This is a genomic window from Bartonella sp. MR168JLCBS (assembly GCF_042194175.1).
Genome location: NZ_JBHIMP010000007.1, coordinates 14,025 through 37,758 on the forward strand (window position 1 = coordinate 14,025; position 23,734 = coordinate 37,758).

Below are 23,734 nucleotides of genomic sequence, written 5' to 3' on the forward strand. Positions count from 1 at the left end.
TTATGAAGAAAAAACATCCCTGCCGTATTCGCAAAAGAGCAGACTTTTTGGCTGTCCGTACAGGAGAAAAGCGGCGTGGTCCTTTATTTTTGCTCGAAGTTAAATCTCGTGAACAAACAACAGAAAGAAAAGATTCTCTTGTTGCACGTGTAGGCTTCACTGTTACTCGTAAAAACGGTAATGCTGTGAAGCGTAATCGTATCAAAAGGCGCTTGCGTGAAGCCGTAAGAGTTGGTGTAACAAACCACATGGAAGCAGGAACAGACTATGTCATTGTAGCATATCGTGATGCGTTACATGCGCCTTTTACATCCTTAATTAGTGAATTAAATCGGCGAATAAAACCAAAAATAAAACATCAGCAACAACAACAAGGGTGTACGGATGGAATATAACCGCAATTTCTTTATCGCTATTGGCTTATCTTTCGTAGTGCTCATCGCATGGCAATTTCTTCATGTTGCTCCCAAACAAGCAAAGTTACAAAAACAACAAGTCATCACACAGCAATTGTCAAAACAACAATCAACCCTTTCTACTACCACGACGAATTTTTCTGACGATACCTCAACGCATCAAGCAACATCTATCATCGAACAGCCAATGACACCTGAAATCCGGAAAGCTGTATTGGCCAAAACAAAGCGTATTGCGATCAAAACCAATGAACTGGAAGGCTCTATTAATCTTGTTGGTGCACAATTTGATGATCTTCACCTCAAAAAATATCGTTTAACAGTCGATAAAAAATCACCGGAAATCGATTTGCTGAATCCTAAGGGTTTCAAAACGACCTACCTTGCTGAATTTGGTTTTGCAAGTGCATCTTTACCAGCAAAAGCTTTGCCACAATCGGATACACAATGGCAAATAGAGGGAAACAATACAATCCTGACTCCTTCAACACCCATCACTTTAATTTATAATAATGGACAAGGACAGATCTTCCGGCGTATTCTTTCTGTTGATGATCATTTCATGTTTACCATTGAAGATTCTATCAGCAATGAAAGTGATCAACCAATATATCTCTCGTCCTATGCCCGCGTTGCACGTGCAGCACCACCAGAACATACAAATGCAACCTATTTACTTCATGAAGGTATGATAGGTATTGCAGGAGATTCGCTCAAAACTGAAAAATATAAAACCTTAGCAGAGCTTGACCCGAATCCTGATAATGGGCAAAAGAGCATGACTTTCTCAAAAGTAACAGGAGGTTGGATTGGTATTACCGATAAATATTGGGCTGTAGCAGTTATTCCCCCGCAAAATAAAGAATATACAAGCCGTTTTATTTATTTTGATCGTTTGCAAACGCATTATCAGTCTGACTTGCTAGGATCGCTTTTAACGATTGCCCCAAATGAAACAAAAACTATTACAAATCGTCTTTTTGCTGGTGCAAAACAAGTTGAAATTATTAATAACTATCAAAATGACCTAAAAATCAAAAAATTTGCTCTTTTAATTGATTGGGGCTGGTTTGATTTCATTACCAAACCAATGTTTTCTCTCATTGATATTCTTTATAAACAAACAGGAAATTTTGGTATAGCCATCCTTCTTGTCACAGTGCTCTTAAAAACTCTTCTTTTTCCTCTAGCCAATAAATCTTACAAATCTATGGCACGCATGAAGCTTCTACAACCGCGGTTGCTAGAAATAAAAGAAAAATATCCCGATGATCGAACCAAGCAACAACAAGCAATAATAGAACTATATAAAACCGAAAAAATTAATCCCCTTGCAGGTTGTTGGCCAATGTTGGTTCAATTCCCAATATTCTTTGCTCTTTATAAAGTTCTCTATATAACCATTGAAATGCGCCATGCCCCTTTCTTTGGCTGGATTAAAGATTTAGCGGCACCTGATCCAACTTCTCTTTTTAACTTGTTTGGTCTCTTACCGTATACAACGCCAACATTTCTTATGATTGGTGCATGGCCTTTGATTATGGGAATAACGATGTTTTTACAAATGCGTATGAATCCCGCTCCTCAAGACCAAACCCAAGCGATGATATTCACATGGATGCCTGTTGTCTTTACTTTTATGCTCGCCTCTTTCCCTGTTGGTCTCGTCATCTATTGGGCATGGAACAATATATTATCAATCATTCAGCAAGGTATCATGATGAAGCGCCAAGGAGTGAAAATTGAGCTTTTTGATAATCTGAAAGCCATGTGGAGAAGATCACCCAAAAAAGAAGTGCATGAATGACAAGAAATTCTTCCCTTTCTGGAATTTTTTCTCGCAATTGGATTTTTATTCGTGGTGTACCAGCGATACGCTTTCTTCCCCCTGAAGGACCACCAGAAATTGCATTTGCAGGACGTTCCAATGTTGGAAAATCATCTTTAATAAACGCACTCGTCCAACAAAAAAGCTTAGCACGCACCTCAAATACACCAGGACGGACTCAAGAGCTTAATTATTTTGTCCCCGATGGCTTCAGTGGGCAGCTAGGGGATCTTCCCCCTCTAGCATTAGTAGATATGCCTGGTTATGGTTTCGCTGCTGCTCCTAAAAATCTGGTTGATGCGTGGACAAATTTGATTTTTAGCTATTTACGGGGGCGCACAACATTAAAACGTGTATATATTTTAATTGATTCACGGCACGGAATCAAAAATAATGATGAAGATGTTCTTGCTCTCCTTGATAAAGCAGCCGTTTCTTATCAAATTATTTTGACAAAAAGCGATAAAATCAAATCAAATGCCTTGGAAAAATTAATTATGAGCACACAAACAAAGCTTCTCAAACGTCCGGCAGCTTATCCTGAGCTTCTTGTAACCTCTTCAGAAAAAGCTCTCGGTTTAGAAGAATTACGTGCTGCCATTTTGCAAACCATCGCATAAAAGAACAATTGCCATTATTAACAATTTATTAATTATAATTGCTAGCAGCTGCTAATGATCTTGTACTTCTAGTCAAGCATCTTTATAAAAATGATTACTTGAAAGAATTCTCATCAACTCTATTTGATAGTGTAAATTATGCTGACACTTTTTCACTCTCCCCTATCCGCTGCCTCGCGCTTCATACGCCTCATTCTTGGGGAATATGGTGTAACCACTCAACTGATTGAAGAATATGAATGGGCAAGAAGACACGAATTTCTAGCCCTCAATCCCGCTGGTCATGTTCCTGTTTTTCTCGATGAACACGAGGTTCCATTATCAGGTCCTGTTGTTATCTGCGAATATTTAGACGAAACACATGGAAGTTTACGACAAGACAATAAGCTCTTTCCGGAAAATCCTTTAGATCGTGCGGAAGTACGCCGTCTCAATGACTGGTTCTTAAATAAATTCGAAAATGAAGCAACGCGCCATATCGTACGAGAACGAATCCATAAACGTGAAATGCCACTTGCCATTGGTGGTGGTGCTCCTAATTCACAAATTTTACGCAATGCACGTGCCAATATTTTACCACATATGAACTATCTCAACTGGCTCTGTGCCTCTCGCGATAGCTTAGTCGGTTCTGCCTTGTCCTATGCAGACCTAGCAGCAGCAGCCTCTATTTCTGTACTTGACTTTCTAGGGGAAATTGACTGGGAACAATCTCCTGCTGCCAAAGACTGGTATATGAGAATTAAATCACGCCCTTCTTTTCGTTCTCTTTTAACAGATCGCGTCCGCGGAATTGTTGCAAGTGCTCACTATGCAGATCTTGATTTCTAGCCTTCTCCCACAAACAAAAGTAAAAACGATATTTTATCTAAAGGATATTTATAGGCTTATGAATTTTTATGCATGCGTATAAACAATACGATAATACATTGATTTAGAATCATATTAAACAGAGAATAAGCCCCCCATAATATTTTCTTATTTTATCCCCCCTTATAATGCATGAAAAAATCACTTTCTTGACGTGTCACAAAAAAGATTAGCATAGGAATAATAAGAAAGGATTTTAAAGACTCTCTTTAAATATAAGAGCTGTAGCATCACTGGAAGCTAGGAAAATGAAATAACAATACTTAACGCATGTTATCCTCCATTCTCCCCAATATATGAAAAAACGCATTGCATAACATATACTCTTTGCTCTATAATAAACAAAGCCTCATCATGCGTTTTTACAACATAACAATTTTTTCAACTGACTTTCCTAAAAGATAAAGAATCCGACCAACTCTCGTGTATAAACAATCCAACTTCTTGTTGTCCCCTTATTTCTACACCTCTTTTACGTGATTTTATTAGCAGATAACATATTGATATAAAATGATTAAATAATCTTTTTTTTAACTTGAATCATCAATTCCAAATACCTTTTTCTCATTACCTTCATCAAATTTGAAACAATCAAAATCGCTTGCTTATGCGTCACACATGGAATTGGTTCGTGAAAAAATATTAAAGAAAAGAATGGAAATGCCTAAGTGCCAAGGATTGTTAAAACATTAAAGGCTAACAAAACGTACGGTAGTGCTAATTTTCTCTTTTATGAAGCATAAAGATAGTGGCGCAGAATAGATTTTATATTATTCATGGATACTCTCTCGTGATACCACTCACGAGCACTATCATAAAATAAGTTTAGAAGTATTGAGAAATATTTCTTTAAGACAAGCGCATGAATTGACAACATAAGTGTATTTGTTTGGGAGATCTTGTTTTGCATGAAGAACGCCCCTCCCCTTAAAGAACGAAAGAAACAAAAACGTGAAGTAATACACAATCTTCATTAGGTTTCATAAGCAAACCTTATTTAGGAATATTCATCACACACTCTAACGAAAAACATCTCTATTTAAATTTGTAGATCTTATATTACTTTCTCTAAACAACAGTGTTTTACAGCACAAGAAGATAAATTAAAACAGGAAAAATTTTTTCCTATAAAGAAAAAGAACTATTGGAAAGAAGGCAAGAATTTGCCTATACTGCACAGTGAAATGTCATAAGGAGATAAGAATGCGCCTTACAGTTGTTGGTGCAAATGGAAGAATGGGACGTGAACTCATTACAGCAATCCAACAAAGGAGAGATGTAGAGCTTTGTGCTGTTCTTGTACGCAAAGGCTCACCGTTTGTAGGAAAAGATGCCAGTGCCTTAATTGGTTCAGATTTTCTTGGAATTGGCATTACTGACGATCCTGAAAATGCCTTTTCTAACACAGAAGGTATTTTAGATTTTTCTCAACCAGAAGCCAGTATTCTTTATGCTAACTACGCTGCTCAAAAAAGTCTTGTCCATATTATTGGCACCACAGGATTTAGCAAAACAGAAGAAGAAAAAATTGCAGATTTTGCGAAATATACAACAATTGTCAAATCCGGAAATATGAGCCTTGGAATAAATCTTTTGGCCAACCTTGTAAAGAAAGCCGCTAAAGCATTAGGCGCCGATGATTTTGATATCGAAGTTTATGAAATGCATCACGCGAACAAAGTTGACGCCCCTTCTGGAACAGCCCTTCTTCTTGGCCAAGCAGCAGCTGAAGGGCGCAATGTTATGCTTAAAAATGTGCGTGTCAACGAACGCAATGGTCATATAGGTAAACGCGAAAAAGGCTCCATTGGCTTTTCTTGTTCACGTGGTGGAACAGTTGTTGGAGAACACAGTGTCATTTTTGCCGGTTCCCATGAGCGCATTATTCTTTCACATACAGCGCAAGAACGCTCTATCTTTGCCAATGGCGCATTAAAAGCAGCTTTGTGGGCAAAAAATCATGAAAACGGTCTTTATTCCATGCTCGATGTTTTGGGATTGAACGATGAATTTTAAACAATCAATAGAATAGAGGCAATTCATAATGGAACGCATACTTGTACTAATTCGTCATGGACAAAGTGAATGGAATCTCAAAAACCTTTTTACCGGTTGGAAAGATCCCGATTTAACAGAAAAAGGTCATGCAGAAGCGATAGCAGCAGGAAAAAAACTGAAAGAATATGGTTTGAAGTTTGATATCGCTTATACATCTGCCTTACAGCGTGCTCAAAAAACGGCTCAGTACATTTTAGAGCAAATGGGACAATCAGATTTAGAAGTGATAAAAAATCCCGCATTAAATGAACGTAATTATGGTGATCTTTCTGGTTTAAATAAAGATGAAGTACGCCAACAATGGGGGCAAGAGCAAGTGCAAATGTGGCGCCGCTCTTATACGATTGCGCCTCCGAATGGAGAAAGCCTACGCGACACCGGTGCGCGCATCTGGCCTTATTATCTTTACCATATCCAGCCTCATATTTTGCGCTCCCAAACTGTTTTGATCGCAGCGCATGGAAACTCTCTTCGTGCTCTTATTATGGCGCTTGAAGGTCTCTCCGGTGAGGAAATTATATCTCAAGAATTAGCGACCGGCATTCCTATTATTTATACATTTAATCCGGATTCAACAATTTTATCAAAGACAGTCCTCACACCTTAAACTTCTAAAATCATGATCTCCCAAAAAATTTAATTCAATCGTTTTAAGCAAAAAAATAAATTCTATAATTTCATTGACAGAATTGCTTCATACGCTTAGATCAATTTTATGAGCCCAGATGGCGGAATTGGTAGACGCGCAGGTTTCAGGTACCTGTGCCGCAAGGCGTGGAGGTTCGAGTCCTCTTTTGGGCACCATTTTAATCTTTAATGTATTGAAATACATAGATTTTTTTCTTTAAATAACCATTTTAAGACCACCTTTTGAACCGCCTTCTACGGTTTATACAACTTTACCTAATTTACTCCTATTTTCTCCTTATTTTTCTTTGGAGTGACGGTTAAGATCTCTTTCTTTCTCCACCTCACTGCTCTACCTAGCTTATATAGTTCTGGAAATACCCCTTTGAAATACCCAATTACAAATCGTGGTTGTGGATACACTAAAAAGCTTTGCACATTCACGGGTTGTTACATATCTATCTCCATCATCAAATATCATCTCATTACCTTTCTCTTTTTTATGTTATACAAATGGGCGAGGGTGTTGGGGGAAGACCCCCCATAGGTTTAAGCAGCTTTTGTCAAAATCTTTTGCATCTCTTGTTCTATTTCCGCTAAGAAGGTTTCAACAGTTTTATTAATCTCTTCAATGTGTTTCTCATCACGGAGAATGCGTTTGATTTTCATTCTCAAACCAGTAGATTTACTTACAAAGTTTGGATTATAGCTAATGAAATCACACCATTTGCATCCTATGCATGCCATTTGGAATTGCATCTGCGCGTGATATTCAGGCTTGATTTCGTCATACACAAAAAACGAAGATGGGTCGTTGATTGTGGACATTTGACTTCAATTAAACCGTCTTCTCCAATAAGCCCCTTTTGTAAAGGTGAATCGTGATGGAGAAATCGTAGAATAGCCAGCAAGCGCAGCTGTTACAAATATCATTGCTAAAACTGATTTTACACATGGCTTTTGGCATTCTCCTTAAAACAAAGTAATCAATGGCATTGTTGGAACTGCGCGTCCAATTGATTTTTCCATTGATGATAGATCAAGCCGCGCCAACCTTCTCAATGAACAAACCATCACAACAATTATCCGCGAAAACGGTTATCGTCTTTGGGGCAATTGCACTCTTTCAAGTGATACAAAATTTGCTTTCTTATCGGTGGTGAGAACCGACGATATGATCAATGACGCCATTTTGCGTGAGCATCTATAGGCTGTCGACCGCAATATCAAAAAAAACTACATGAGTGACGTGAGTGAAAGCGTCATCCATATGGATAAAGAGGATACATGATAGGTTATAAACCAGATGTAGAGCCCCTCATTAAAAAGGTTGCTTAAGTACCTCCCTTCCCCCATCTTTAAAAGTGGGAAGCAGATCAAGCTGCTTCTTCTAAAGCCGCTTGTTCCTTACAATTATTTTGGATAGACGTTAAGCTAATCTGCAAATTTAAAGCACTCAAAACACTGCGAAAAGTAGAAAGTCGTGGGTCACCCTTGTCGCTTAAAGAACGATAAAGAAACTCTCTTGATAACCCTGTATTTTGAGCGATTTTACTCATTCCTTGATTTTTCACTATTATGCCAAGAGCATGCGCAAGATACTTGCTATCCTTGCTTTCAAGAGCATCTTGTAAAAGAATTTTCTGAGTCTCAGGCGTTTTGAAATATTCCCTTGTATCAAACTTGGTGATTTCCATTTTTTATTTCCTTTACTAATTGAAGAGCTTTTTCAATATCTTTTTGCTGAGTAGATTTATCGCCGCCATTAAGTAACAAAATAATCTCTTTTCCTTGTTTGAAAAAATAAACACGATAGCCTAGTCCGCGATTTATTTTTAATTCTCCAATTCCACGAAAGAATTTTGCGTTACCAAGAAATCCTGTTTCTATTCTTGCAATCCATGTAACAACATGTGCTTGCGCAATCTCATCTTTTAAATAATCTAGCAATTTCATAAAGTATTTTGTTTTGTACACTGTAAATAGTTGTGTCTTATCAGATACAGAATAAATACTGTCAAATACATTATTTTGTTCCAGTGAAAAAGCTACATAGGTTTTAACAAGCCATCCTTTCGAATGAGAAAGATGTCAATTTTTTAACCCAGCTCTGCTTTTTGCGAAGCTTTTTTTATGAAGAAGCATATGCGAAAATATCATCAGAAGGACTTGCACTCATTAAACAATGGGAAGATTTGCGTTTGAACGCCTATAAAGATGCCATTGGGGTGTGGACAATAGGTTATAGACATACAAACAGTGCCGGAGGCAATTTCTCGTAAAGAAATACCCCCCTTGCCCGACGCAAATTTTCTTTTGTTTTTGGTGAATTGGGTCAATTCCTTGATCCCAAAAGTCATAACAAGCTGAAGCCTTGAACCGTGCTTCTTTTAAAGATACATTGCTACAAAAGCCTAACCCCGTTTCTCGTCGTCTTTTATTGAGGTCAAACCTAAAAATCCATCATCCTTGATCTGATGCAATTTTTATAAGCCATAAACCAGCTCTGTCAGCATATTTGCCTTTAGATAGATTTTTTACAGATAAGACTAATAGTCTATCACATGTTCTTATTTTTCGAACCACCTTTTAAAAGCCACCTTTTGAATCGCGCTTGGAGCACTTTCATCTGATACCAAGATTATATAAAAAGAAAATTTAATAAATAAAATAAAAACAATTAGTTATTAAATAGAAAAAAGATAAACCGCACTATCAGGTGATATTGTAGAGAATTCTAAGGGAAAAAATTGGTGCATAAATGTGCACACCATCCGCATCACTCTATGTGAATTTTCTTTATCTTCTAATTGTTTAGATAGAAAAATGATCTTTAAGTTTACTTTTTTAACGCTATAATGATATTATCATGCGATAACGTAATAATGCAAAAAACGAATCATTCCTTCTTTGCAAATAAATATTTCAACTATACCTTGTGAACCAAAGAATTTTCATTCTTAACAATTAAGAATTTAAATAATTCTTTCTTATCTCCTCATCATCACTCAAAATCAAAGACCCTTTCTTCACCATAAAATAGCATTTACAATGCATAACATTAAAAAATAAAGGCCCTATCAAAGAGATAGGACCTCTTAAATTTAAGCTCCTTTATCCTACACAACTAGAATTTGTAAGCTATTCCTGCGCGAAAATCATTCGTCTTATACTTAACTTCAATCTCGTCTTTAAATTTCTTTTTACCAAAATCTGAGTAACGATATTCCGCACGCACAACAAGATGATCTGTCATTGCAAAATCAACACCACCACCGAGAGTATAACCAATCATCGTTTTTGTTGCATCCGATGTCCTATTAAAGGGCTCACCTCCCGTAATTACTGTCGACAAAATATCTTGAAACTGTCCATAAGCAATACCACCAGCAATATAAGGCATCACACGCCCCGCAGAAAACCCAACACGCACCCGTGTAGCACCTGTCCATTTTTGTTTTAACGTATGATTAAAAGTTAAACTGTCTTTATCCTCTGCAACAGAGCGAGACAATCCTCTACCCTGTCTACTGACAAGTTTTGCCCTTTTTCGACTTTTTCCTTCAGTACCCGCTCCTTCAGTACCCGCTCCTTCAGTACCCGATCCTTCAGTACCCGCTCCTTCAGTACCCGCTCCTTCAGTACCCGATCCTTCAGTACCCGATCCTTCAGTACCCGATCCACCAGTGCCAGGGCCACCAACACTCGATTCATCAGCCTGAAATCTTGTTTTTGTATCCTTTTTTTCCGTTAAAAGAATATCCGTATCAATCCCCACAATAAAATTATTACCGAGATCAAAATTAACACCCGCATAAAAACCACCCATAAATCCAGAAAGCTCAGGCATATACTGTTTCTCGACGGGTATCCATGGTTTACTTTTACTCTCTTCATCAGGATAGAGAGGAATATTAACATCACGCGTTATCGCAGAAGTCTTACTTGAAAAGCCACCCACTTGCCCCCCGAAATAAATACCTGCCCAAGAAAAAGGTGAAGAAGCAACAACTTCTGAGGCAACATGTACTGGCTCTTCATGAGCCACCACATCTGCAGCCTGTACTATAGAAGGTGAAATTAAAGAAAAAACAGATGCTGTTATAAATTTTGTATTCATAAAATTATACCCCATTGCTAAATTTAAATATAATCAAAAATCACATTTAGAAAAACAAAGTTTTATAAATTCTTATGCTGCAAAATCGCATGTACTCCTTTATAGTTACATTTAAATCTATCACTAGATTAATATATCTTTACATCAAAATTTAATATTATCAAATAAATTTTAAAATATTAGAATAATGAATACTCCAAATAATAAATATTTAATAAAAATACTTATTATATTTTTTAAATGATGAAATATAAAACATTGTGTATCAAAACAAACGCAAAAAAATCACAAAATAGTATATTTTACACCTTTTTTCGTGAGAAAAATTCTAAAAGTGATGTAACTATTTTTTAAAAAATCGATATTCATTAAAAATATTATAAATACCTCAATATTCTTATATCCAAAACGCATACTGTAGATTCTACATAGTATTAAAAAATACACCCATTTTATACTAAAATCATACCTTTTTTCTACCATTTTCTAAAGGATGAGATTATTAATACGACAATATCATTATCCTTCTAAATCTTGTCTCCAAATAAAAATTCTCAATCATTTTATTTAAAAACTGCTCTTCCCCGACTGATTTCTATATTATCATCTGCCTTTATTGCAAAACGGTCTTTATTAGGAAAAGTTATAAAACATCCCTTCATACAAATTGTAATTGTTTGATGAGTATTTAAAGAAACTTTTGAAGGTATACTTCCCTCGATAACAACGAGAGATTGTACCTTTAAATCTGTATTCTTCACTGTTGCGGCAAAAGCTGTTATGGTAAAAATATTCAACAGAATAACTGTAATCAAAGCATAAATATATTTCAGCATTCTAAGATTCCTTCCTCAGCAAAACGCTTATATAAGACAAATCGAAGAGCATTGGTTACATGAGAAGGTGAGGTAATATTAGGCACATAAATAGCTAAATTAAAGGAAAAACTCTTATGATCAAATGCTGTAAAACTCACCTGCGGGGTAGGATTTTTTAAAACGCCTTCTGTCGCAAAAGCAATCTCCAACAAAATTTCAGCAACATGCTCTGGAGCAACTTTAGATGATACAGTAACTGGTATATCAATTCGTCCTACTTTATTACGTCTAGTCCAATTACTAACGTTGTTATTAATAAGGCTTGAATTGGGAATGATAATCGTCTTACGCTGAATGGTCTCAAGTTCCGTTGCACGCACACTAATACGCTTAACAACACCACCTACTGATCCAGATTCTATATAGTCTCCTATTTTAAATGGTCTTCCAACTAAAATAATAAGTCCAGAGACAAAGTTTTGGACAATATTCTGTAAACCAAAACCTATACCAAGTGAAAGTCCTCCAGCAATAAGAGCGAAATTTCTAAGATCCAAACCTGCCATTGACAATCCCGTCAAAGCAGACACAACAACGCCTCCATAACTTATCACTGTTTTGATAGAATTACGTATACCAGAATCGAATTCTCCATGAACCAACACCACACTATCTAACCAACCAATAAATCGGCGAATAAGAAACCAGCAAACACAAAAAGAAATAATTCCTGTTATAATAGAAATCAAAGAAAGAGTAATATTTCCAATCTGAAAACCAGTAACCAATTGCCACAATACTGCTTTCAAATCAGAATAGGAAAATCCAAACTGTACAGCAATTGGCATTGCACAAAATACAACAACAAATAAATTGAGAAAAACGCTCACAAAAACTCCCAATTGATTCATCGTTTTTTCTTCTAAATGAAACCTCTGCATCAAAAGATGACCAACCGTTGTTTTCATAAATTGGCCTTTAGTTCCAAGTGCTTGAGCGCTTTGTATTCCTAAATACATGAGAACTAAAAATGCTCCACCAATCATAATTTGCTGCATAATAAAACGTGCAAGACCAACATAACCTAAAAGATTCAACACAAAGAGCAGTAACCCCAAGCCAATAAGAGGAATGCGTATATAAAATGGCCAAAAGTATGGTTCTTTTTTTTCTCCTTGAAAACGCTTACGTCTAAATCGCAAAGGTACAAATGATATTATAAACAGCAATATCGCTACAAGAAAAACAGCAATAAAACTTTTAGCAATTGTCAAAGATAGAGGCGCTGAAATGATTTGATAAATACTATCAAGAACAGCATCAAATGCCAACACACCCGCTAAAGAAGTGAGTAAAATCACTAATTGATAAGCAGACGATGGTGCAATACTGAGAAGACGCGCATGGGGCATATTCGAAGATAAAAGAACAATTGCTAAGCGATTGATTAAAAATACTAAAATAATCTGACAACCTATCATATCAAAAACTGTTGTAAGCTTACCTAGATCTAAGTTAAAACTACGAAACAAAAACAACACAAGATAAACGCAAAGAGTACATATAAGCGAAGGTAAGAGAACTGAAATAAAGGCGATCAATAAGCGTTGTAAATAAGATATTTCCTCATTAGACTTCCTAAAGTGGCAATACACATGAACAAGAACTTTTCGAGAAAAATACGAAAGACCCAAAGTGATAAAAAGTGGAATTAAAAAGGAAAGAAATAGTTGTAACAACTTGAAATAAAATACAAAATTCCACCAATAATTTAACAACAAAAGAAAATCTGATGAAGCCTCTTTTGTTTTTTGGGCGAGCTGTTTAACCATCGGAATCGAAAACTCAAGCCTATACGTAAGCGTGCGTTTAAAAAGCTCCCGAGATTGAGAAATAGAAAGTTCAGCTATTCTATTTGCCGCTAAGAAAATTTCTTCAAAACGAAGCATGATACTGTTAATTTTAGCTTTTTGCTCTATCAAGTAAGAATACTCTTTCACTGAGCTTTTCAGTTTTTTTACGTCACGATGGATCTCCGTTAATTGATCAAGAAGTGTATTAATCTCATTAAGAGGAAGACGCAAAACAAATGCTGCCTCAATAGCACGTTCACTGATATCTTGTGCACGTAACCGCAATTCTTCTAAAGAACGCTCATCTTCTGACTTTCTGTCAAAATCTCTTTTTAAAGTTTCACTATTTTCTTCAAGAGTCTCAATAATCAACTGTTGTTGTTGAATAATTTCATCAACTGAATAAGAATCTATTGTTTGTTCGACAATTGTATTTTGTGCCCCCCTATTCCCCCATGCACCAGAATTAAATACAAAGATAATCCCCAAAAGAAGGAAAAGTATGTGGATGTTTTCTCTACAAAATGAATACATATCGACCTTATGCGCACAAAAAGGATTTTATCCCCCCCCTCCTTAATATGGTATAAAGCAGATATTTTCAACTTTTGTAGAATAATCTTATAAAAGCTTTCCCTTATCCTATAATACTGATAATAAGAGAAAAGGATAATAAATAAGCTGAACTCAATAAGATTAAAGAAGGCACTCTAGCATGTGTTTTTTGCACCTCTATTGCAAAAAAGAAGATTTTCTTCCTTTGACAACTTGGATTTTTCTATCCAGTTTAGGTGTATTCTTGACGAGCAACCTAGGAACGCGTGCTTATTTAATCAAACAATCACACACCAATAATATCATTAAAACGAATAGATTTGATTTACACAATAAATGTAATCAGTTGAATGTTACCACAACTGAAAACAAAAAACTTGTAACACTCCATACAGAATCTATTTTTACGAGAACCTTTCAAAAAATCCTAACATTGGATTTCTTTTTAATAAAGATTCCAGCTATTGATACACGATTTCGTAGCGTTAAAACGCAATATTTCTCAAATAAACGCGCTCCTCCTAATGAACACACTTAAATTCTCTTCCTTGAATTATAAAACGATCATCTTATTTTACTTGTGCTTTTAACTTTGAATAACTGTTAGATTGCCTATTAGCGGAATATATCATGCGTACACCTGGTTGGTTAACTACCCTTTATTGTTTTATTCTTTTAAGCAGCATTTATGTTGCCTTGCCCAATTTATTTTCATACGAACAAGTTAAAAACTCGAAATTCTTACCCGACACCCGTGTAGCACTTGGTCTTGACCTTCAAGGAGGCTCTTCTCTCCTGCTCGAGGTTGATAGCAAAACGTTAAAACGCGATCAGTTACACATAGTTTTAGGCAGTGTACGCAATGTATTGCGTGAAAAACAAATCCGCACCTCAAGTGTGCGTATCGTTGAAGATAGCATTATTGCCCTTATTTCTGATCCATCGCAAACTGAAAAAGCACTCTCTGCTTTGAAAACATTAATAACCCCCATACACAGTAGCTTTGGTACAACAGAACATAACATCAAGATCAGTGCTCAAAATGAAACTCTCCGCGTCACATTAACGGAAGCTGGTATAAAAGACCGTGTAAGCAATGCTATTGAACAAAGCTTAGAAATCATCCGTCGCCGTATAGATCAAGTTGGTGTTTCAGAACCAGCCATCCAAAAGGTCGGAAATGATCGTATTATGGTCCAATTGCCCGGACTACAAGATCCAAAACAACTACGTGATCTTTTAGGAACAACCGCTAAGATGAGTTTTCATCTTGTTCCTTCTAATGTGGACCCCAATAATCCCCCTATAGGTGTTTCTATTCTTCCTGGATATACTGATGCAACACAACACTATGCAATTTATGATCAAATCGCTTTAGATGGAAATGTCCTGAAAGATGCCCGTGCAGGTTTTGACCCCCAAATACCAGGGCGTTCCATTATTTCATTTACTCTAGATTCCGCTGGTGCAAAAATATTTGCCGATATAACACGACAAAATATTAACCGTCCTTTTGCCATTGTTCTGGATAATAAGGTTTTAACCGCTCCTACCATCAATAGTGTCATTCCCAATGGACAAGGTCAAATTACAGGAAACTTTGACCCCAAAGAAGCCTCAACTCTGGCTGCTCTGCTTCGTGCTGGTTCCCTCCCCGCACCACTCACGGTCATTGAAGAGAGAACCGTAGGTCCAAATCTTGGTGCTGATGCCATCCAAATGGGACTTTACACCGGCATAATTGGCTTTATTCTTGTTGCAATTTTTATTTTTCTTCTCTACCGCATTTGGGGATTAATTGCCAATATAGCACTAGCTCTGCACACGATTTTAACATTTGCTGCACTGAGTCTTTTGGGAGCTACGCTTACGCTACCTGGTATTGCTGGTATTATTTTAGGCATCGGTATTGCCGTTGATGCTAATATTCTCATCAATGAACGTATCCGTGAAGAAAGTCGAAAAGGTGTGAGTGCTTTTGCAGCCCTAGATCGTGGATTTAAACACGCTTTTGCAACCATTGTTGATGCAAATGTTACGGCAATTATAGCGACTGTCTTACTATTTTGGTTTGGTACCGGTCCCGTTCGTGGTTTTGCCGTAACAATGTTGCTTGGTATTATCATCTCCATGTTTACAAATATCACCATTGTACGCATCATCATGATTTGGATCGTTCGTAAATGGAAAATTAAAAAATTGCATATTCACTCTGCTTTCAACATCATGCCAGAAAACACAACTTTCCACTTTATGAAAGCACGTTTCATTGGTATTGGCGTCTCAATTGTTTTATCAATGGCTTCAGTCTTTCTCTTTTTTAAGCCTGGATTGAACTTCGGAATTGATTTCATTGGCGGAAGCCAAATGAGTATTACCACGAAAGCACCAGCAGATCTAGCAACTCTGCGTTCCAAGCTTTCTACTCTTAATATTGGTGAAGTTACCTTGCAAAATATTGATAACGAAAACACCGTATTAATTCGCATGCAGAAACAAAGCGGTAGCGAAGCACAACAAACCATCGCCATTGATAAGGTCAAAACAGCTGTACAAAATATCTATCCCGATACCACATTCGATCAAATAGAAGTTGTTGGTCCCAAAATTTCAGGCGAGCTTGCCACAGCTGCTTTTACTGCTGTTATCCTTGCGGCTATTGCCATGTCTCTCTATATATGGTTACGCTTCGAATGGTTCTTTGCTATTGGAGCAATTATCACTCTCATTCTAGACACCACAAAAATGATTGGCTTTTTTGCTTTATTTCAATTTGATTTTAATTTAACGGCTATCGCTGCACTCTTAACAATTGTTGGATATTCTATAAATGATAAAGTTGTCGTCTATGATAGGATGCGCGAAAATATGCGTCTTTATAAAAAAATGCCGTTGCGCGAGCTGATTGATCTGTCAATTAATCAGGTTCTTGTACGTTGTTTTTTTACATCAGCCACAACAATTCTTGCTATGCTCCCCATGGCGATATGGGGTGGAAGTGCTGTTCATAATTTTGCATTGCCCATGGTCTTTGGGATTATTATTGCAACATCATCCTCTATCTTTATTGCTGCTCCTATTTTACTCCTGCTAGGAAATTGGTGGCGTGAGCGAAATAATCGTGCAAATACCAAAGTGAAATAAAAATGCCCTTTAATACGTATGATACATTTCGCTTCTCTTCTCATAGAAATATAGTCATTTTCATTCATTCGCTTTTTGATCAAGAATAGTAAATAATCCATGCTCCACGACACACCACTTATCACAACTATTGTTGCAGGTTTATGTTTAGCATTTCTCTTGGGAATGATTGCTAGCCGTTTGCGTATTTCACCACTTGTAGGCTATTTGTTAGCCGGTGTTATTGTGGGACCCAATACAGGCGGATTTAAAATAGATTCCGTCATCATTAATCAACTTGCTGAAATTGGTATTATTTTGCTGATGTTTGGTGTTGGGCTCCACTTTTCATTAAAAGATCTTTTATCTGTCAAAGCTATTGCTGTCCCCGCTGCTATTGCACAAATGGCATTTTCTACTTTTCTAGGTTTGTGCCTTGGTTTGATTATGGGCTGGGGCTTCGGTGGTAGTTTGATCTTCGGCCTTGCTTTATCCATAGCAAGTACTGTTATCCTTCTACGTGCTTTGCAAGAGCGTCATCTTATTGAAACAGAAAAAGGACGCATTGCCGTTGGATGGTTGATTATTGAGGATTTAGCAATGGTCCTTATACTTGTCCTCATCCCTTCCTTGGCAAGTGCCCTCAGCAACACCAAAAAAGAAACGTTGGATCCTCTTGTTCAATGGTTGGATTTAAGTATTTGGGGTATTTTTGGTCTCACCATCCTGAAAGTGATTGTATTTATTGCACTTATGCTCGTCATTGGGCGACGCGTTATCCCATGGCTTTTAAAAATGAGCGCACAATCGGGATCACGTGAATTATTTCGTCTTAGCGTCTTTGCTATTGCATTAGGAGTGGCTTTCGGAGCCGCTCATTTATTTGGTGTTTCTCTTTCTCTTGGTGCTTTTTTTGCTGGTATGGTCATGAGCGAATCAGAATTAAGCCACCGTGCCGCGGAAGAATCTTTACCACTGCGCGATGCTTTTTCTGTTCTCTTTTTTGTTTCTGTAGGCATGTTATTTGACCCAGAGAAACTCTTAACTCATTTTTTTCCTCTCTTAGCAACCTTATTCATTATCGTAATCGGAAAATCTGCTGTTGCCTTTTTCATCGTTAAGGCTTTTCGCTATTCTAATGCAACAGCTTTGACTATTTCTGCAAGCCTTGCCCAAATCGGAGAATTTTCCTTTATCCTTGCTGGTTTAAGTTTAAGCTTAGGACTTTTAAACAATGACGCTCATGATTTAATTCTTGGAGGAGCAATTTTTTCTATTTTGCTCAATCCTCTTGTTTTCATTGCCTGTAATAAAATTAAAAAACGTCTAGAAAAAAATTCTGCATCTTCACAAAATACCCAAACAATTATTGATATTGATCCACAAGATCCTGACCAAGATTTTTTGCCGATGACCTTAAAAAATAACCATATCGTAATTATTGGCTATGGTCGTATTGGTAAGTGTGTTGCATTATCTTTAATAAATAGAGGTAAACCTATAGTGATCGTAGAAGAATCAAAACGCCTCTCTGATAAAGCGATTGCAGATGGCTTTGAGGCTATTTGCGGCAATATCATTCAACAAGAAATAATGAACGCAGCAAATATAAGTAATGCAGATAAAGTTGTTATTACAATGCTAAGCACCATTGAAGTAGGAGAATGTATCGTTAATATAAGGAATATGAAGAAAGATATCCAGATAATCACACATGCATTATCCGACATAGAAACAACATATCTCATTGATTTAGGTGCTGATGTTGTAGTAACGGATAATGAAGAAATTGCCAATGGCATCATAGAGTATATAATGGAACGAAGATCTGTACAGAATATGCTCAATCATGAAAATTTACAGAAAACATAAAATGGATAAAGAATCGTGAAAATAAAGCAGTTTATATGGCCATTGATTGGTATCTTAGCAATGCTGATATCTATTCGGATTCTTTATATGAAACTCTCTGCCATTTCATTTGGGGATGTATTGGAGCGCTTGAGCGATTTAAATGCACAGCACTGGTTATTAGCCTGCTTATGTTCTCTCCTAGCTTATGCTGCTCTTGCTGGATATGATCGAATTGCCTTGCAACATCTAGGCCATAAAATTTCTTGGGTTTTTATCGCTATATGTTCATTTACAACCTACGCTCTTTCACACAATATCGGTGCTTCAGTTTTTTCTGGTGCCGTTGTGCGCTATCGTGCCTATAAAATGAAAGGATTAAACGGAACAGAAATCGCAATATTAGTAGGTTTCTGCTCTTTTACTTTTGTAATCGGCACAGTCTTACTTTTGGGAATCGTTTTGGTGCTACAACCCGAAATTATCACCCTCATTCATAAAGAACTTCCTGAATGGCTAGGAACAACGGTTGGAGCAATTTTACTCAGCTGTATAGCACTTTATACGTTTGGCAGCTGGCTTCAGTTAAAACCCTTACGCTTGGGTAAGAAAATTCAACTTTCCTATCCACGGCTAAAAATTGTTATTCAACAGCTTCTCATTAGCCCTTTAGAGCTTTTAGGAGCAGCAGGAATTATATATGCTGTTCTCCCACACAACGCAGATATTCATTTTATCTCTGTTCTTGGTGTTTTCCTAGCATCTTTTACGATAACTCTTCTCTCCAATGCTCCAGCAGGAGGAGTAGGAGTTCTTGAAGCTCTCTTCATAACAGGCATGCCCAATATAAATCCAACCGATGTTATTGCAGCACTTATTGTCTTTAGAATGTTTTATTTGATTATACCGCTTATCATTTCATTATTTGTGGTCGCCATTTTTGAAGCGCATCAATACTGGAAAAGAGCCCCCAAAACACCTCCTGAATAAATAAAAGGCTATCAACTACTTCTTTTTTGTGTGCCTATAAAGGATTATCATCCATGCTAATCGATTGTATATGTAAATTAATACAATCATTATTTTTATTTATCTTTTTTACATTGAAACTTGAAGGTCCCCTTTTATAAGAATCTTACTTTACGAAAAATATAGAAATATTTATCTATTTTCCTTCAAAAAAACTCCCATAAACTTGAATATTAAAAGTACTATTTTATTATGTAATCGATTTTTATGTTGGATAAAGCACATCATTGCAAAAAACAAATACTCAAATTTAAAAACCTCTATCTGAAAATAACTTCATTTTATTATTTAAAAAAGAAAAATTATATAAATCAAGAATACTTAAAGAACCCTTTTAATAAAAGAATTTTTCCTAAACGATCATATAAAAATACAAGGAAAAACTTTACAAAATTTTCATCTCTCAAAAATATAGGAATAATGTGTATACATATTGTGTCACGCTTTTGTTTGTCACGTTCTTTAATAGAATCAAGCCTCTCAAAGAAAAAACACCATCGTGTTGCCAATTTACATACCTTTTTTAAGAAACCTCTCTCAGTGCTCTTCCCCATTACACAATAACACCCGTAAATGGATAATAGTAAAGCCATTGTTGCACCATCATCTTTATACTTAATAAAAGAGCAAGCCTGCACCATTATACTATTTTTCCAATGTTGTGATAACTTTTAACGCTTAAGAACTTTAATAAGAATCATTTTTATGCTTTTCTTTAATAGTCTTTATCCACACGTTAATCCCATTTATAATGCACAAATAAATGAGTTTAATTAATTCATTATAAGAGAGATTAAAACAAAAGAAGTTTATGGCAGTAAAGTTTTCTCAAACAAAGAATAATTAATTATTATAAATCAATATATTATAATGATTCTGAGCAGCTTTCTTAATGTTTATATTTTTAACGGTTAAGCTAACGGAAAGACAGTATAACGTAACCGCACGGTTTAATATTCTAAAACTTAAAGCCCTATTAAAGCTTATTTTCTGTCGTTTAGCAGGTATTAGTTTTAAACCATTAAACTGATCTAATTTTATTCCTGTTATGTCCAGCTAACTACTTTGTTTTATCTTGATTCACCCTCTTGGAATACTGATGATTATTACAGAGATCTTTTGTTTAAGTGGGAGAGTTATCAAAAAATATCCACGCTGCTGACACAACTAAAGTGTAAAGTTTCTTCTATCTTTAAACAATATGCTAAAAATCCAAAAAAATTTAGTCAATTTATATTAAAAGAAGTGAAAACTGTTGATTTTTATACCCCTTTAAATAGCACAATTGTCGGTAAGAAACTTCTCCTTACCAATTGCGATTTAAAAAAACAATACGCATTAAAAGATCTTTAAATGTCCTTTGAAATTCTTTAAGCCCCTAAAAGTACAACACCCGATGACTAAGCTATATCGACAATCTTCACTTTTAAACAAATGCATATAGGGAAATCCTACTCCCCAATTTTATTTAGCAACTCGTACCTTAAAAAAATTTACGCAATCAATAAGTTGTTTACGGTATAAAATCGAATGGTGGGTGATGAGGGGATCGAACCCACGACCCGCTGATTAAGAGTCAGCTGCTCTACCGACTGAGCTAATCACCCATAAGCTTCTCAAAAGATGAGAATGAGCGTTTCTATAACGCTCCTAAGGATGGATGTCCAGATATTTTGTTGTTTGTTATATAGACTCATTGTCTGTAAGATTAAAAATATGATATTCACCACTTGATCTTATATAAAAATAAACCCATTATAAGGAACTTTCTAAATAAATGTTCTGATTGTTATACAGAACCTATAGTTGGAGGATTATCGAGTATAATGCCCGAGCAAAATTTAGAGGAACCTTCTTGTGGTTGTAAGCGGGATGGGGCATCATTTTGTTTTATCAATAATCACATGCATTCAAGCAATATTTTGCTGTTTTTTTCGTTGAATATAAGTTTTTTTACATTCAATGTTCATGATCCAATATACGAATAAAAGCCTATGAATTTTTTTTGTCAATCGCGCGCTTTTAAGCTTCTAAAAGGTAAGGAATGATGGAATGGATCACTGATCCCCATGCGTGGTTTGGTTTGATCACGCTGGTTTTTCTCGAAATTGTTTTAGGAATAGATAACCTTATCTTTATTGCAATTTTAGCTGAAAAATTGCCACTGCATTTGCGTGACCGTGCACGCTTTCTAGGTCTTACTTTAGCATTAATTATGCGGCTTTTCCTTCTTACAGTTATTGGATGGGTTATGAGACTCGATAGGGTAATTCTTTCACTTTCATCTTTTGTATTTAGTTGGCATAGCTTTATTTTAATCGGTGGTGGAGCCTTTTTGCTAGCAAAGGGAACGTTAGAATTACATGAAAGGTTAGAAGGGGTATCACATGAAAGAAAAACAGGCGTTGCTTATGCTGTTTTTTGGCAAGTAATTGTTCAAATCGTGGTGCTGGATGCCGTTTTTTCACTAGACAGTATTATTACCGCAACAGGTATGATTGCAAAAGAGCAGGCAACAGTTATGTATATCGCAGTCATAGCTGCTATGGGAGTAATGATGTGCGGATCTGGTGTTCTTATGCGTTTTATTAATCGTCATCCCACTATTGTAATCCTCTGTCTTGGTTTTTTGATGATGATTGGTTTTACTCTCATTGTTGAAGGATTTGGTTTTCATATTCCAAAAGGGTATTTGTATGCTGCTATTGGTTTTTCTGTTCTCATCGAAGCTTTTAATCAAATTGGACGTCGTAACCGTGAAAAAATGATTAAAACGAATGATCTACGCAGTAGAACAGCTGATGCTGTTTTGAGGCTCTTAGGAGGAGGAAGTAAAGATAGTCACCTTGCTGAGACTGTAGATGTTATTGCGGAACAGGCCGCAGCTTCTGAGTTGTTTAGACCAGAAGAAAAGGAGATGATTCGTGGTGTTCTCGATTTAGCTGATCGCCCTGTTCGCTCTATCATGTCGCCGCGTAATGAGATTGAGTGGTTAGATTTAAATGCTGATGAAAATGAAATGCGTGAAGAATTACAAAAGGTTAAACATAGCCGCTTAATTCTTGCGCGTGAAAAAGTAGATGAATTTGTTGGCGTTGCATTGACAAAAGATCTTCTTTTGAATTTGGCTGAGGGGAAAAAGATTAATTGGAAAAAAGCTATGCGAGAACCCCTCGTTGTTCATGAAAATACAAGTGTTTTACGATTGATGGAGCAATTACGTCATTCTTCGATTCAGCTTGCAATTATTGTTGATGAGCATGGATCTTTTGAAGGAATTGCAACACCAACTGATATTCTTGAAGCTATTGCAGGAGACTTTCCTGATGACGATGAAGCTCTCATGATCGCAGAACGACTTGAAAATGGCAGTCTTCTTGTTGAGGGATATGCTGATATCCGCCGTTTAAGTGGTTATCTTGGACGTAACCTTGTGGATGAAGCAGATCGTTATACGACTCTGGCAGGCTTTATGCTTTGGCAGTTTGGTCATTTACCAAATGAGGGAGAAAGTTTTGAAACTGATGGTTTACACTTTAAAGTGATTGAAATGGAACGCCGAAACATATCTAAAATCCTTATTTCTCCAATTGTCTTACCAGAAAAAAGCTAATTCTTTTTATAAGCAAGATGAATAAAAAGATTTTTTTATGATTAAAAATTGAAAAGAATAAGAAGTTGATGACTTAATTGCATTTCACTATTTCTATATTTTTTAAGCGTAAAGTAATGAACATACAAAGGTTATGTTATCAATAAACTTTCCATTATAAAAATTTCCATTGATGATTTACGAAAAGCTGTAAGAGAGAAAATGATGCAAAATTATTTGTCAATGGTCATTAATCTCAAAAATAATGAATATATACAACATATTGATTTATAATAATTATTTATTACAATATTACCTTCACATCAAGAACCCCTCTTTCAAACATCAGATTTCCGCCAATAGATAGAATTCCG

16 protein-coding genes, 2 tRNA genes and 5 pseudogenes are annotated in these 23,734 nt (G+C 36.2%); 14 read left to right on the forward strand and 9 right to left on the reverse strand.

The genetic code is table 11. From position 1 onward, the window contains the following. Positions 1-2 precede the first annotated feature (2 nt). The 7 genes from rnpA (at position 3) to ACFIK8_RS05790 (ending at position 6,596) form a co-directional block, all read left to right on the forward strand. Complete coding sequence (gene rnpA / locus ACFIK8_RS05760) at positions 3-395, forward strand: ribonuclease P protein component (protein ID WP_015856278.1); 393 nt, start codon at positions 3-5, stop codon at positions 393-395. Further along, on the forward strand, positions 385-2,223 hold the full coding sequence (gene yidC, locus ACFIK8_RS05765) for a membrane protein insertase YidC (protein ID WP_375636320.1): 1,839 nt from the start codon (positions 385-387) through the stop codon (positions 2,221-2,223). The genes rnpA and yidC overlap by 11 nt, the downstream gene beginning before the upstream one ends. Beyond that, positions 2,220-2,864, forward strand: coding sequence for a ribosome biogenesis GTP-binding protein YihA/YsxC (gene yihA / locus ACFIK8_RS05770; RefSeq protein ID WP_375636319.1), 645 nt, complete (start codon positions 2,220-2,222; stop codon positions 2,862-2,864). The genes yidC and yihA overlap by 4 nt, the downstream gene beginning before the upstream one ends. A gap of 138 nt (positions 2,865-3,002) precedes the next feature. Beyond that, positions 3,003-3,695, forward strand: a complete 693-nt coding sequence (locus tag ACFIK8_RS05775; protein WP_375669025.1) for a glutathione S-transferase family protein — start codon at positions 3,003-3,005, stop codon at positions 3,693-3,695. Positions 3,696-4,937: 1,242 nt separating this feature from the next. Further along, positions 4,938-5,750, forward strand: coding sequence for a 4-hydroxy-tetrahydrodipicolinate reductase (gene dapB, locus ACFIK8_RS05780; RefSeq protein WP_375636318.1), 813 nt, complete (start codon positions 4,938-4,940; stop codon positions 5,748-5,750). Between the two features lie 28 nt (positions 5,751-5,778). After that, positions 5,779-6,399 carry a 2,3-bisphosphoglycerate-dependent phosphoglycerate mutase gene (locus ACFIK8_RS05785; protein ID WP_375636317.1) on the forward strand — a complete coding sequence of 207 codons (621 nt, stop codon included), beginning with the start codon at positions 5,779-5,781 and terminating at the stop codon, positions 6,397-6,399. Between the two features lie 112 nt (positions 6,400-6,511). Then, positions 6,512-6,596, forward strand: a tRNA-Leu gene (locus ACFIK8_RS05790). Between the two features lie 99 nt (positions 6,597-6,695). Here ACFIK8_RS05790 and ACFIK8_RS05795 read toward each other — a convergent pair. Both ACFIK8_RS05795 and ACFIK8_RS05800 read right to left on the reverse strand, forming a co-directional pair. Then, positions 6,696-6,900: pseudogene (locus ACFIK8_RS05795) on the reverse strand (helix-turn-helix transcriptional regulator). A 68-nt stretch (positions 6,901-6,968) separates the two neighbouring features. Next, positions 6,969-7,282, reverse strand: a pseudogene (locus ACFIK8_RS05800) (YqaJ viral recombinase family protein); the annotation flags it as partial. Here ACFIK8_RS05800 and ACFIK8_RS05805 point away from each other — a divergent pair. Then, a pseudogene (locus tag ACFIK8_RS05805) lies at positions 7,282-7,626 on the forward strand (phage tail sheath subtilisin-like domain-containing protein); the annotation flags it as partial. The pseudogenes ACFIK8_RS05800 and ACFIK8_RS05805 overlap by 1 nt on opposite strands. A gap of 169 nt (positions 7,627-7,795) precedes the next feature. Here ACFIK8_RS05805 and ACFIK8_RS05810 read toward each other — a convergent pair. Then, positions 7,796-8,116, reverse strand: coding sequence for an addiction module antidote protein (locus ACFIK8_RS05810; RefSeq protein ID WP_375636315.1), 321 nt, complete (start codon positions 8,114-8,116; stop codon positions 7,796-7,798). Continuing rightward, complete coding sequence (locus ACFIK8_RS05815) at positions 8,097-8,432, reverse strand: type II toxin-antitoxin system RelE/ParE family toxin (protein ID WP_372440016.1); 336 nt, start codon at positions 8,430-8,432, stop codon at positions 8,097-8,099. The genes ACFIK8_RS05810 and ACFIK8_RS05815 overlap by 20 nt, the downstream gene beginning before the upstream one ends. A gap of 104 nt (positions 8,433-8,536) precedes the next feature. Between ACFIK8_RS05815 and ACFIK8_RS05820 the strand changes: the two are divergent. Further along, positions 8,537-8,695: pseudogene (locus ACFIK8_RS05820) on the forward strand (glycoside hydrolase family protein); the annotation flags it as partial. Positions 8,696-8,789: 94 nt separating this feature from the next. On the opposite strand, the pseudogene ACFIK8_RS05825 reads toward ACFIK8_RS05820, so the two are convergent. The 4 genes and pseudogenes from ACFIK8_RS05825 to ACFIK8_RS05840 all read right to left on the reverse strand — a co-directional run. Then, positions 8,790-8,879 (reverse strand): annotated as a pseudogene (locus tag ACFIK8_RS05825) (DUF4102 domain-containing protein); the annotation flags it as partial. 667 nt (positions 8,880-9,546) lie between these two features. Further along, entirely contained in the window at positions 9,547-10,539 is a 993-nt protein-coding gene (locus ACFIK8_RS05830) for an outer membrane protein (RefSeq protein ID WP_375669026.1), read from the reverse strand. Between the two features lie 563 nt (positions 10,540-11,102). Next, entirely contained in the window at positions 11,103-11,375 is a 273-nt protein-coding gene (locus ACFIK8_RS05835) for a hypothetical protein (protein ID WP_375647414.1), read from the reverse strand. Further along, positions 11,369-13,744 (reverse strand): mechanosensitive ion channel domain-containing protein, encoded by a 2,376-nt coding sequence (locus tag ACFIK8_RS05840; protein ID WP_375636310.1) that lies wholly within the window; start codon positions 13,742-13,744, stop codon positions 11,369-11,371. The genes ACFIK8_RS05835 and ACFIK8_RS05840 overlap by 7 nt, the downstream gene beginning before the upstream one ends. A 181-nt stretch (positions 13,745-13,925) precedes the next feature. On the opposite strand from ACFIK8_RS05840, the gene ACFIK8_RS05845 reads away from it, so the two are divergent. From ACFIK8_RS05845 to ACFIK8_RS05860, 4 genes are all read left to right on the forward strand, one after another. Further along, positions 13,926-14,303, forward strand: a complete 378-nt coding sequence (locus tag ACFIK8_RS05845; protein ID WP_375629096.1) for a hypothetical protein — start codon at positions 13,926-13,928, stop codon at positions 14,301-14,303. 92 nt (positions 14,304-14,395) lie between these two features. Then, positions 14,396-16,909, forward strand: coding sequence for a protein translocase subunit SecD (gene secD, locus ACFIK8_RS05850; protein ID WP_375636308.1), 2,514 nt, complete (start codon positions 14,396-14,398; stop codon positions 16,907-16,909). A gap of 99 nt (positions 16,910-17,008) precedes the next feature. Continuing rightward, complete coding sequence (ybaL, locus tag ACFIK8_RS05855; RefSeq protein WP_375669027.1) at positions 17,009-18,760, forward strand: YbaL family putative K(+) efflux transporter; 1,752 nt, start codon at positions 17,009-17,011, stop codon at positions 18,758-18,760. A 15-nt stretch (positions 18,761-18,775) separates the two neighbouring features. Further along, the gene (locus tag ACFIK8_RS05860) at positions 18,776-19,729 is read left to right on the forward strand and encodes a YbhN family protein (RefSeq protein WP_375636305.1); all 954 of its coding nucleotides are present in this window, start codon (positions 18,776-18,778) and stop codon (positions 19,727-19,729) included. Between the two features lie 1,570 nt (positions 19,730-21,299). On the opposite strand, the gene ACFIK8_RS05865 is transcribed toward ACFIK8_RS05860, so the two are convergent. Further along, positions 21,300-21,375: transfer RNA gene (locus tag ACFIK8_RS05865), tRNA-Lys, on the reverse strand. A gap of 437 nt (positions 21,376-21,812) precedes the next feature. On the opposite strand from ACFIK8_RS05865, the gene ACFIK8_RS05870 reads away from it, so the two are divergent. Beyond that, positions 21,813-23,381, forward strand: coding sequence for a TerC family protein (locus ACFIK8_RS05870; RefSeq protein WP_034451627.1), 1,569 nt, complete (start codon positions 21,813-21,815; stop codon positions 23,379-23,381). The last annotated feature ends 353 nt before the right edge of the window (positions 23,382-23,734 follow it).